14 protein-coding genes are annotated in these 12,017 nt (G+C 35.9%); 8 read left to right on the top strand and 6 right to left on the bottom strand.

Translation table 11 applies throughout. The features are described 5' to 3' along the window. Positions 1–86: 86 nt before the first annotated feature. From nadE to U473_RS02830, 7 genes are all read left to right on the top strand, one after another. Positions 87–839 carry an NAD(+) synthase gene (gene nadE, locus U473_RS02800; RefSeq protein ID WP_068723143.1) on the top strand — a complete coding sequence of 251 codons (753 nt, stop codon included), beginning with the start codon at positions 87–89 and terminating at the stop codon, positions 837–839. 90 nt (positions 840–929) lie between these two features. Continuing rightward, a complete protein-coding gene (locus tag U473_RS02805) occupies positions 930–1,508 on the top strand; it encodes a BofC C-terminal domain-containing protein (protein WP_068723145.1) in 579 nt (192 codons plus the stop codon). Positions 1,509–1,561: 53 nt separating this feature from the next. Continuing rightward, positions 1,562–2,095 (top strand): crossover junction endodeoxyribonuclease RuvC, encoded by a 534-nt coding sequence (ruvC, locus tag U473_RS02810; protein WP_399167561.1) that lies wholly within the window; start codon positions 1,562–1,564, stop codon positions 2,093–2,095. After that, positions 2,092–2,712 carry a Holliday junction branch migration protein RuvA gene (gene ruvA, locus U473_RS02815; RefSeq protein ID WP_068723149.1) on the top strand — a complete coding sequence of 207 codons (621 nt, stop codon included), beginning with the start codon at positions 2,092–2,094 and terminating at the stop codon, positions 2,710–2,712. The genes ruvC and ruvA overlap by 4 nt, the downstream gene beginning before the upstream one ends. A 12-nt stretch (positions 2,713–2,724) precedes the next feature. Further along, complete coding sequence (ruvB, locus tag U473_RS02820; protein ID WP_068723151.1) at positions 2,725–3,735, top strand: Holliday junction branch migration DNA helicase RuvB; 1,011 nt, start codon at positions 2,725–2,727, stop codon at positions 3,733–3,735. Continuing rightward, positions 3,719–3,937, top strand: coding sequence for a DUF2905 domain-containing protein (locus tag U473_RS02825; RefSeq protein ID WP_068723153.1), 219 nt, complete (start codon positions 3,719–3,721; stop codon positions 3,935–3,937). The genes ruvB and U473_RS02825 overlap by 17 nt, the downstream gene beginning before the upstream one ends. A 298-nt stretch (positions 3,938–4,235) precedes the next feature. Beyond that, positions 4,236–4,805 carry a DedA family protein gene (locus U473_RS02830; protein WP_068723155.1) on the top strand — a complete coding sequence of 190 codons (570 nt, stop codon included), beginning with the start codon at positions 4,236–4,238 and terminating at the stop codon, positions 4,803–4,805. A gap of 4 nt (positions 4,806–4,809) precedes the next feature. Here the strand turns inward: U473_RS02830 and U473_RS02835 are convergent, their stop codons facing one another. Beyond that, a complete protein-coding gene (locus U473_RS02835; RefSeq protein WP_201024128.1) occupies positions 4,810–5,265 on the bottom strand; it encodes a YaiI/YqxD family protein in 456 nt (151 codons plus the stop codon). Positions 5,266–5,385: 120 nt separating this feature from the next. On the opposite strand from U473_RS02835, the gene U473_RS02840 reads away from it, so the two are divergent. Further along, a complete protein-coding gene (locus U473_RS02840) occupies positions 5,386–5,910 on the top strand; it encodes a DUF3794 domain-containing protein (RefSeq protein ID WP_068723157.1) in 525 nt (174 codons plus the stop codon). On the opposite strand, the gene U473_RS02845 is transcribed toward U473_RS02840, so the two are convergent. The 5 genes from U473_RS02845 to U473_RS02865 all read right to left on the bottom strand — a co-directional run bounded on the left by U473_RS02845 (position 5,911) and on the right by U473_RS02865 (position 11,882). Beyond that, complete coding sequence (locus U473_RS02845; RefSeq protein WP_068723159.1) at positions 5,911–6,399, bottom strand: DUF3794 domain-containing protein; 489 nt, start codon at positions 6,397–6,399, stop codon at positions 5,911–5,913. 134 nt (positions 6,400–6,533) lie between these two features. Further along, a complete protein-coding gene (locus U473_RS02850; protein ID WP_068723161.1) occupies positions 6,534–7,307 on the bottom strand; it encodes a patatin-like phospholipase family protein in 774 nt (257 codons plus the stop codon). A 59-nt stretch (positions 7,308–7,366) separates the two neighbouring features. After that, positions 7,367–8,881, bottom strand: coding sequence for a hypothetical protein (locus U473_RS02855; RefSeq protein ID WP_068723163.1), 1,515 nt, complete (start codon positions 8,879–8,881; stop codon positions 7,367–7,369). Positions 8,882–8,939: 58 nt separating this feature from the next. Next, the gene (locus tag U473_RS02860) at positions 8,940–11,054 is read right to left on the bottom strand and encodes an efflux RND transporter permease subunit (RefSeq protein ID WP_201024129.1); all 2,115 of its coding nucleotides are present in this window, start codon (positions 11,052–11,054) and stop codon (positions 8,940–8,942) included. 150 nt (positions 11,055–11,204) lie between these two features. Then, a complete protein-coding gene (locus tag U473_RS02865; RefSeq protein ID WP_068723166.1) occupies positions 11,205–11,882 on the bottom strand; it encodes a helix-turn-helix domain-containing protein in 678 nt (225 codons plus the stop codon). Between the last annotated feature and the right edge of the window lie 135 nt (positions 11,883–12,017).

Below are 12,017 nucleotides of genomic sequence, written 5' to 3' on the forward strand. Positions count from 1 at the left end.
AAGAATTTGATTTGAAACAAGCTACAAACTTGTGTATGATTTTGGTAATGAATAAAAGACAAGCCTAAACAAAAGGAGGAAGTTCCATGGATATTTTTCAACAAAAACTAGAAGCCTACCTAGAAAATATCGAAGAAGATGTAAAAAAAAGAACAGATTTTATCCGTGAGTATATCGAAAGTGCTCATGCAAAAGGAGCAGTTGTCGGGATTTCCGGTGGGATCGATAGTGCGGTGTCTGCAGCATTATGTATAAAAGCCTTAGGAAAAGAGAATGTGCTTGGAATCTGGATGCCTGCCTATTCTAGTCCTGTACATGAAAAGGATGCAAAGGCACTAGTAGAAGCGATCAATTTAAAGTTGGTTACGGTGGATGTAGGCCCTGCCTTCGATGCCATTACAAAGGAAATGGAAAAGATAGAAAAACTAAATGATTTGGCAAAGGGGAATACAAAAGCTAGACTCCGAATGACCACTCTTTATGGAATCGCAGGACAATTAGGATACCTTGTTTCTGATACCTGTAACTATTCAGAGATCTATGTGGGCTATATGACAAAGGGTGGCGATGGATTAGCAGATTTTAACCCAGTTTCTAGTTTGACCAAACATCAAATTCGAATTTTAGCAGAATATATAGGTATTCCTAAGCAAATTATCACCAAGGCCCCTTCAGCAGATTTATGGGCAGGTCAAACCGATGAACAAGAGATGGGCTTTACATATGAAGACTTAGATCGATATTTGTTAACTGGGAAAGGAAAACCAGAAGTGATTGAGGAAATCGAACGACTCCATCGTAATAGTGAGCATAAACGGTTACTGATGCCTGGCATTTAACTAATTTTCTAATTACATTCACATTGTAGGTATAAACTCCTTATTTTTTGGTTATGAATAAAAAAAAGACCAAAAAAGGAGTTTTTTTCTATGTTTTTCGGGAATCATAAAACAAAATATTCATATTTGATTACATTACTTCTTATTGCATTGGCCATTGGCTTTTATCCTCTTTTAACTGAAAAGGGTGAAGAACCAAACAGTGATGCAACTGAACCACTGGCTCAAGAGGTAACCTCACCGATTAACACAAAACTAGTGATGGTCACTCACTATGTTGTAGGTGAAGATTTGGTAGAAACGAAAAATGAAAGTTATACTTCACTCACAGAATTAGAACAAAAATATGCTGGTTGGAAAATCATTGCAAAAACAGATCAGGAAATCAAGATGGAGAGGTACCTTGAAGATTTATCGCCAAAGATTAAGAATGGTGCTTATTTTGGTCTAAGCCCAGATGGTTATTTTACCTTATATCAAGGTACTCCAAATGAGAATGAAGTGATCGAAACTTTTTTCCGAATTGATATTGATAGTTTGGAAAGTGCGCTTCCTTCTGAACCGATCGAACAATTACATCAAGGAATTCCAATTCGAGATTTAGCAGAATATAATAGTATTTTATCGACCTACAGTGAATTTTCAATGGATGATAACGAAAGCCGCTAATAAGTGGCTTTTTTTGTTTGCTTTTTTCTGATATAATCAGCATATGAAAATATATGTTCGTATACATTTATGGGGGAAATAGTGTGATTATATTAGGTTTTGACCCAGGAATTGCGATCGTCGGCTTTGGTGTGATCAAAAAAGAGGGAAATCAGATTCGTCCTCTTCAATATGGTAGTATCCAAACCAAAGCAGGTTTAGATACAGGAATTCGTTTAAAACAGGTTTATGATGCAGCAAAAGAAATTATTCAGAACTATCAACCAGAGGCTGTTTCGATTGAAAAACTATATTTTAATAAAAACGTAACGACAGCTTTTACAGTTGGCCAAGCTAGAGGTGTTCTTATGCTTGCTGCCGTGGAAGCAAATCTTCCAATTTTTGAGTATACACCATTACAAATAAAACAAGCGATTGTTGGATATGGGAGAGCAGAAAAGAAACAGATACAAGAAATGGTTAGGATGTATCTTAGTCTAAAGGAAGTACCTAAGCCAGATGATGTAGCCGATGCTTTGGCTATTGCCATCTGCCATGTTCATTCTGCAAAAATGACAGCAATCATCAATAAGGGGAATAGCAAATGATCGATTTTATTCAAGGAATTTTGGTTGGAATTGAAGAGGATTACATTGTAATCAATGTGAATGGGATTGGCTATCAAATCTTTGTCCCTCGCCCTGAAAGCTATCAAGCTTTGTTAAACCAAGATTGCTTCGTACATACTCATCATTATTTTCGTGAAGATTGGATGGGATTATTTGGTTTTCAAGAAAAAGAAGAACGTTATTTATTTCGCCTATTGTTAAGTGTTTCTGGGATTGGCCCTAAAGGCGCACTAGCGATGATAGGTCAAGGCAATCCAAATCAGGTGATTCAGGCTATTGCTACAGAAGATGAGAAAACCTTAACCAAAATGCCTGGAGTAGGAAAGAAAACCGCCCAAAGAATCATTCTAGATTTAAAGGATAAAGTCAAGGGATTAACCTTTAAAGGAATGCCATCTGCTAAAATAGAAGAAGAAAATCTAAAGGTGGTTAGCGAATTACAGGCAGGATCTGAATTGATAGAAGCCTTGAAATCGCTTGGCTATCATGATCAAGAGATTCAAAAAGCAGTAAAAGCTTTGCAAGATTCGATTGAAAGTGGCCAATCTCTTGACCGCCTGATTAAGCAAGCATTGATCATATTGATGAGGGAATAGGAGGAAAGGGCAATGGAGGATCGCGTTATTTCATCACAAATGTTGTCAGAAGATCAAACCGTAGAATTTAGCCTACGTCCTCGTTTTTTATCTGAATATATTGGGCAAACTAGAGCAAAGGAAAACTTAAAGATCTTTATTGAGGCTGCCAAATTGCGCAATGAACCCCTTGACCATGTACTATTGTATGGACCGCCTGGACTTGGAAAAACAACGTTATCTAATATTATTGCTAATGAAATGGGAGTAGGTATTCGCACTACTTCGGGTCCTGCCATTGAACGCCCAGGGGATCTAGCAGCGATTTTAACCAATCTCCAAGAAGGAGACGTTCTATTTATCGATGAAATTCATCGTCTAAACCGTAGTGTAGAAGAGGTTTTATACCCGGCGATGGAGGATTTTGCGCTAGATATTATTATCGGTAAAGGACCCAGTGCAAGATCTGTGCGATTAGATCTACCTAAGTTTACTTTAGTAGGTGCAACCACCAGAGCAGGTCTATTGTCTTCTCCACTTCGTGATCGTTTTGGGGTAGTAAGTCGTTTAGAATATTATACGGTAGAGGAATTAAGCTATATCGTCACGAGGGCTGCTGATTTACTAGATGTGCAAATAGTAGGAGATGCAGCCAAAGAGATTGCTTTGCGTTCAAGAGGAACACCAAGGGTAGCCAATCGCTTATTAAAACGAGTTCGAGACTTTGCACAAGTAGTGGCTGATGGGATGATTACAGAAGAAGTAGCCAAATCATCCTTAGAACAAATTCAAGTAGACCGTTTAGGTTTAGACCATATCGACCATAAACTACTCACCACCATCATTGATAATTTCAAAGGTGGCCCTGTTGGCTTAGATACATTAGCCGCATCGATTGGTGAAGAGTCAAATACGATTGAAGATGTGTATGAACCATATTTGATGCAGATTGGTTTTCTGCAACGAACACCTAGAGGGAGAATGGTAACCAACGCAGCGTATCATCATTTAGGAAGGAGTATTCCTGATGAATCCAATGTCTAAATTGTTCATTAGTCTTGGAATTCTATTGATTGTAATCGGAGTGATCTGGCAATTTGGTGGTCGATTCTTGTCATTGGGCAGGTTGCCAGGAGATATTGTGATTAAAAAAGAAAACTTCAGCTTTTATTTTCCGGTAATGACTAGTATTGTGTTGAGTCTAGTGTTGTCAGGAATTATGTGGTTGTTAAGGTGGTTTAAGTAGGAAAACAAGGGAATCTTATCATCCTTCCTGCTAAAAATTCATATGATGCGATTCGCCGTCAAGTGCCCGTATCCAATTCTATTAGAAATGGAAGAGTGATCGCGCAAACACAGCCTAGTGAAACTCATCTCTTTTTAAATAATCAGAAGGAACGCATTGATTTTCAGAAATAAAATCCCTGTTCAAATATTTTTACATTACATTTAATAGGTAAAAATTGGCCAAAATAATTGAGATAAATAAGTAAGAATATAATGAAATCAAATATGATGTTAGAATCATCGATTGGGGAATAAACATGCTACAAACTATCATGAATTATCTCAATGACATTGGAATGATTGGCCTATTTATAGCCATGTTTATTAAAGGTTCAACTCTTCCATTACCATCTCTCATTTTCATTGTTAGCTATGGATACCTTTTAAACCCAACCAAACAAGAGATGATTTGGCTGGCTATAGGGATGAGTTTAACCTTTACCGTTGCTAGTTATATACCCTATATGATCGGTTTTAAATTAGAACAAAAAATTCAAAAGAAATTTAGTAAACAGCTGGCGAAAGCAAAGTTTTGGTTTAAGCGCTATGGGGAATGGAGTATTTGTCTTACACGTCCATTTACGATAGGAATGTATATTTCTTATGTTGCAGGGATTGGGAAAGTTCCCTATTGGCGCTATACCATACTCACATTTACAGGGATTATTCCATGGAGTTTTTTTATTCTCTTTTTGAGCAAAGTATTTAGAGGAAATTTGTCAATGATTGTGATGACGTTGCGTAACTATTCATTGCCAATAGGTTTTATAATTCTGGTTCTTCTGGTGATCTATTTTTTTCTTAGCAAACACAGAACGAAGGGATGATGTTTCACTTTATCATAAAATAAACTCGTTGAACTAGTTTGCGAAATTCAAATTCAAATAGATGATTTGCACCTTTGGAACGTTTTTTTGGTCCAGAGGTTTTTATTCCCGCTCTTCGTGATTTTTGTGAGAGATAGCGTTCAAATAGGAGTTGATCTAAGTTATCAGCTTGAAATAAGAACCCATTAGGATGCATGGCAAAAGCCTGCTTCGCTAATACCATGGTAGCAACGCCATAATCTTGCGTGATCACAATATCATTTGCTTTGACATATTGGACGAGCTTCATATCAACTGAATCTCTTCCTTTATCAACGGTGATGACTTTGGAATAACCATCATCAATCAAATGACTCGTATCTGCAAACATTATAACCGGTAAATGAAATTCTTTTGCTACATTTACAATTTCTTTTTTTACAGGCATTGCATCAGCATCTACTAAAATTTTTATCGTCATGAATTTGTTTCCTCTCAACCTTTCCCTAGCTAAACCAAATTAAAAATAGACTGTTTCATTATATCTTCTTTCTTTCAAAAACATAAAATAAATTACATGCGATAGAGGGAGGTGTTAAAATTGGCACAGAGAGATTTTGTTCAAATTATTGGAATTACGGATCCTAGTGAATTTCCAGTTATCGGCCCATTAAACCCCAATAATGAAATAGCAATTCAAGAGAGATTAACCATTCCTGAAGCTAAACCTAATGTAGAACAAATCATTTCTGTTTTAGTCGAGGCAATAGTAACGGATAACCGAACAATACTAACCCCTACTGGAGTTAAAGTCATCGTAGAAGGTATATTGAGACAAAAAGTTGTCTACACGGCGGGTGTGCCTGAACAATCTGTTCATTCATCCCATTATGAACATCCGTTCTGTACATTCATTAATATACCACTAGTGATTCCTGCAGGATCTACCGTTGAGCAATTACTAACTTCATTAGGACTTTCACTCAAAGATATACTAGCAGGACCAGTAAATGTAATTATTGAAAACGTTGAAGTGAATCTTCTTGATCCACGCACTATTAATAAATGTGTGACATTGTTTGTTTGGACTACGCTAAATACACTTTTACAAACGGTACTAAAATAATTATTCTTCCTCTTCATCGTAATGAGGAGGAGGAAGATAATGATCAAATTCTATGATTGCACATAAAACTTTGCTTACTTGAATATTTCTTAAATCGTGGTGGAAAACATGAATATCTTCCACCACAATTTTTATTTTTAATTGTTTTAAATCCTCATTCACTTCGTTATCAATTATGATCATTTCACAAAAATGAATCTCATTATTAAAGGAATGCACGGATTGTTCAGGTGTTGCAGCAGTATACACAAATATTTGTTTCACTACACCATCAATTATAATTTTTTTATTATACGGTGTTTTTATTAATCTTTTATTAATGATTTTAACAATAGACATAACTTTGAGAATTTGTTCAATATCAGGTTTTTGCTCTGGTACATTTATTTTTTCATTAAGTGTAAACTGCTTAAAACAAATTGGTGTTTCAGGATAATCCTCAGAATTAGCAATCCCAACATAATTGATCATATCGCGAAAGATATTCATGTTAAACAGTTCACCTCCTATATAGGCTACAATAATATATGCAAGTCAACACTAGATTATGAATATTTTTTTATGTTGAATATCTTCTTTCGATACTAAGAAAATTTTTCATCATCATAACCTCCATTTAAGACTTATTTTAACAATGAGATCACTTCATGAATTTTATTATGAGCTTCTCGTTCTCCTGCTTCTATACATTCACGAATTTTCCCAATGTCAAACGCAAAAATATGTCCAACTTCTGGTCGAATCACTACATCCGCATATTTAAGATTCGCTCGTCGTTGTTCTGTTGTCATGATCGTATATGCCCGATAAATGACTTCCAAAAGATTACTAGGTTCTTGTTCTTCATGTTCTTTTTCAACATCAACGGCAACAACAACGTCTACACCAGCTGCACGCAATAAATCTGCTGGGAGGTTATTCAAAACTCCCCCGTCCACCAACACCATATCTTTATAATGAACAGGGGAAAAAACGCCTGGCACTGATGTAGTCGCCCGTATCGCCAAAACCAGACTATCTTTGTCAAAAACAAAAATATTTCCTTTAATTAAATCTACAGATACAGCCCGAAAGGGAATCTTCAGGTCTTCAATTTTCAAATCTCCAAGTCCTTTTTGTTCCAATAATTGAATAAGTATTGAGTAAATTTTGTTTCCGGCAAAAATTCCACGTTTTAAAATTCCAATATCGATTAACCGATAGGATGGAGTTGAAAGTACAAATTCCTCAATTTCTTCAATATCTATTCCCGCAGCAACCAATCCACCAATGGCACCACCCATACTGGTACCTATAATAAAATCAAGCGGAATTTGATGCTGTTTAAAAACTTTTAACACTCCTATATGAGATAAGCCGCGTATCGCTCCACCCCCTAATGAGATTCCCACTTTCATGCTGATTCTTTCCTTTCGTTACTAAAAATTTGTTGATCTTTTATTATTATGCAAAATGCTTAAAATAAATTTGTAAAAAATTTGATGATTTTATCAAAGAATGAGGTACTTTCCACTTTCTTATTCTCCGTTGTTCCAATTGTTTTTTGCTCTGGTGATCCTTTTGTTTGTCCTTTCTTTATCGCATCTGTTTTTAAGATAAACCGTACTTCACCATTTGCTCCCTCTGGTTTACCAAGAAATGTATTATATTGTTCAGCAGCTGCTATGGATTGATCCAAAATTGCTTCTCCTTCATACAGTTTATCCAATCCAGTGATCAATCCATTCTTCATTTCAGCGACTCCACCCGACAATTTCGTGATTCCAGTTCCAAAATTAAGAATCCCTTTCTCCAATTGATCTGCACCAGTCGCTAACTGATCAGCCCCAGCTCTTGATTGATTTAATCCTTCATTCATCGTATTTAAACCAGGAAATGGTTGTCCTTGCAACATTCCTCCATTAGCTAGTACCGTTAACATTTGTTGCTCTCCTTGAACCGCTTGAAGAAGCATCTGTAAACTTTGATCTTCTGGTTTTTGTGCAGCTAATTGTTGTGCTATAGCAAGAATTTGCTGATTCGTATCGAGCGACTGCTTCAAAAGGGCAGTTTGCGCCTGATTTACTTGAATCAGTTGATCAATCCCTTGTGATAGTCCATTTAAACCATTCTTTAACTGACGATGACCATTTGCTAATTGAGTCGCCCCATTGCCAAATTGCTCTAACGCGGTAGAAATTTGTTGAACACCACTAGTTAATTGTTCCAATTGTCCTTTTACTGGCACTTCTGGTACTGAAGGGAGTTTTGGAATGAGAGTAATCGTTATAGGTTCAAATTCAATATCTGTCCCCTTCATTTCAAGTGTTATCGTTTCTTCAGGATTAGGTACAACCATCCAAGTCGCATTCAGCTGTTTTCCTGTCATCACAGTGATGGCATCCCCAAGTTTCATATCTGTAAAATGATCACTTGGAATATTAATAGATACAAGGGACAACATTGGTGTCACCAAATCTGTCTTTACGCTTTGCTTTGCTCCATTGTATCCTTGATAGGTTATCGTTTTATTTTGTTTAAGAAGATTTTTTAACTTTACTTCAATTTTAACCGTACCGTTTTTCCCCGCGATGGAGGCAGCATCCATTTTTTGCCCATCTAGATAATAGCTAATGGATACATCAACCGGGAGTTGTTGGTTGGTTTCACCAGAATAATAAATAGACTTTTCGCCATTAACTTGAGTATTCCAGATAATTTGTCCATCCTGTATCGAAGGTTTCTCTGTACCACTTACATTTTTAAGATTATTTAACTGTCCTATATCCTTCACGGTTACATTTCCATTTCCCTTTAATTGCAACCAATCGACAACAATCGATTTCTTCACTGTACCATCAGGATTAAGCAAACTATAAACTGTTTCTCGATCGGTCACATCTGTTGGAGATGCAGCAAAAGTTCCAGTTACGGGCGTTAAGAAAATGATAGAAGCCGTTAATACAGGGATTGCTTTTTTTATCACTTTCATTTTCATTTCTCCTCTCCATATATGTTGATTTCACAAAAACCGTTGCCGATTCAAATCATTATTTTGCTAAATCAATAGATTCTACTGTTCTCTTTTGTTGCTTTTCCATTTTTATTTTTGGCCAGCCAAGCGTTAGTTTTGATGTAAATGTTTCTAATGTAAGCAATACGGCTGGTAACAAGATAAGAATGACAGCTAAAGAAATAATCGCACCACGAGCAATCATAAATGTTAAGTCCCTCAGTAAACTAATGTCAGAGAATATATAAATTCCAATCACTGCAGCAAATAAAGCAAGAGCGCTACTTAAGATTGCTTTTCCACTCGCTTTTAAAGCCCGATACATCGCTTCTACCTTTGATAAATTTTCTAATTCCTCTTTATAACGGGTCACTAGCAAAATGGCATAGTTGATCGTACTTCCAAGTTGAATCGCACCGATGGCGAATGAACCGATAAACGGCATCGAGCGTCCAAGGTAAAAATCAAGTCCTTGGTTAAAATAGATGGCTAACTCAATTCCACCCACCAATATCACCGGCAATGCAATCGAGCGAAGGGCTAAAGCAATGATTAATAATACGGCCACTATAGAAATCAAATCTACTTTTTTAATGTCATCTTGTACAGTTTTTGTTAGATCGTTTTGTAACACCGATTGACCTGTGAGATAGATATGACCTTCATAGGGTTTAATCATGTTATTGATCTGTTGAATCGCCTGAGTGGTTCGTTCGTCATACGATCCATACTCCATTTGTACCAACATATAAATGTAATTGTCCCTCATAAACATCGTTTTTAAATTTTCAGGAATAAATTCTGAAGGAATCGTTGGATCTGCAAACGTATCATAGCTAATTACCTTCTTGATCCCATCCATATTCTCAACTTGTTTTTTTATAGTGATCCGATCTTGATCAGAAAGAGTCTGATCCATAACCAAGAAAGCCGAATCAGTAGATGGGAAATCTTTTTTAATAACATCCAGATTCTTAATTGAATCTAAACTCTTTGGCATAAGTTGATCGATATCATAAATAACATTGACGTTTTTCAACCCAATGACTGCTGGAATAAACAATAGCAAAAAGACGACAAATATCACTTTATATTTACGAGTCACCACTTGGGCCAATCGTTGAAAACTAGGGATAAACACAGGATGTTGCACTTTTTGAATCCACTTATCAAATACTAAGATTAATGACGGCAATAATGTCAAAATCAATAAAACGCTAAATATTACACCTCTTGCCATTGTAATCCCTAAATCTTGACCAATCCCTAATGCCATTGGAACCATGGCAAGGAAACCAGCTACTGCTGTTGCCGAACTCGTCAAAATAGCCAATGCTGTACGTTTAATCGCAACGATCATCGCTTCATTCTTTTCTTTATTCTTACGTTCTTCTTCATATCGATGAACGAGAAAAATGGAAAAATCCATTGTCACCCCTAGTTGCAAGGCTCCAGCAATCGCCGCAGTGATATATGACATTGAACTACCAACATAATATGGGAAGCCTAAGTTGTAGATGATAGAAACCCCAATTGAGAAAAGAATAAGAATAGGGATGATAAACGACGGCAATGTCAATCCCAAAAGCACCAAAATAAATCCAATTCCTGATGCCGAATAAACAAACATTTCACTTTCAAGCAGTTGACGTAGTTCGGTTAGCATAGGTGGAGTACCCGCAAAGTATACATTTGGCCCTAGAATTTTTTTAATTTCTTGTACAGAATGATAGGTTTTTTCCGACGCAGCTTCTTGTTGAAATTGAATCTGCATCATTGTGCTATCATTAGCGTAAAATTGATTAACCAAATCTTCTGGTAAAAATTCACGAGGTAAAGTAAGATCAGCCAAATCGGTAATCCAGTTGACCGTTTCCACGCCATCTACTTTTTCTATTTTTTCTTTTAAATTTTCCACTTCTACATCTGTTTTATTTTTCACCATCAATATACCTGTACCGCCATATCCAAACGTTTTATTCATAATGTTTTGGCCTTGTACAGAAGGAAGGTTTTCTGGAAGATAAGCAAAAATATCATAATTGATTGGTGTTCTCATCATTCCAATCAAGGCAGGAAATACAAGGATGATAGAAAAGAGAATAATAAATAGTTTACTTTTCACTACGAATTTCCCAAAAGCTTCAAGCATAGAAATCACCTACCCTAAGAAATAAAATTTTTAGCTTTTTCAAACACTACCGTATACCACCTCCTCTGATTGATCTTTCAATAAAAACAAAAATAACACAAAAGACCAAAAAAATAATCTAGTAAATGGTCAAGTAATATACCTTGACCATTAAGCAAGAGCTTCATTTAGAAAATGAGAGAGCATTCTCTTCTCATCCTCAGAAAGGTCATTGATCGTTTTTAGAAACTTTACGACCAAATCAGTAGTTTCAATGCCTATTTCATGATTCATTGTTTGGATGATTGTACCAACCACCGTTCCGACAAACATAGTGACTCCCATTTCATTTGTTGGAGCATTTTGAACCATACTTTTGATTAATGACTCGATTTCTCCCCCTATATTTTTAAGATAAACAAGAAAAAGTCCAATAATATATGCACAAAATGATATTTGAACCTGAACTTTTGAAATTTCTTCTAACATCTTTTCAATCGTAGTACGAAAACTATAATGGTGCTTATTATTCAAAAATTCATAGATGCTCTTTTTAATTTTATTCCATTCCTCTTGAGATATGTTATCAGAATGTTTAAAATCAAATAGATTTGTAGCCTTTGCTGATGGTTGAAAGACAACTTGGGATCGCCCTTTTTCACCAGGATTCACTGAATAACCACGGATGAGATAGCCATTTTTTTCGAGTTCCATCATCATATCGTATGCTGTCCATTTACTGACACCTATCACTTTAGCTAATGTCTCATAATGAACAGGGACATTTGTTTTTTTGTAAAGATCGATTATTTTTTGCAGAAATTGCTTTCGGCGTCCAGACAAAATCATTTCGTCTCACCCCAAAAAACCAAAATATACTTCATTGAAATTTTAATTGAATCCAAACTGATTGTCAATTTTATGATAGGAATTTATCTAAAAGAAGGATATTTTCATTAAAATATAGAAAATACTAATAGTTAG

The organism is Tepidibacillus decaturensis (genome assembly GCF_001561915.1).
Lineage (GTDB): Bacteria > Bacillota > Bacilli > Tepidibacillales > Tepidibacillaceae > Tepidibacillus_B > Tepidibacillus_B infernus.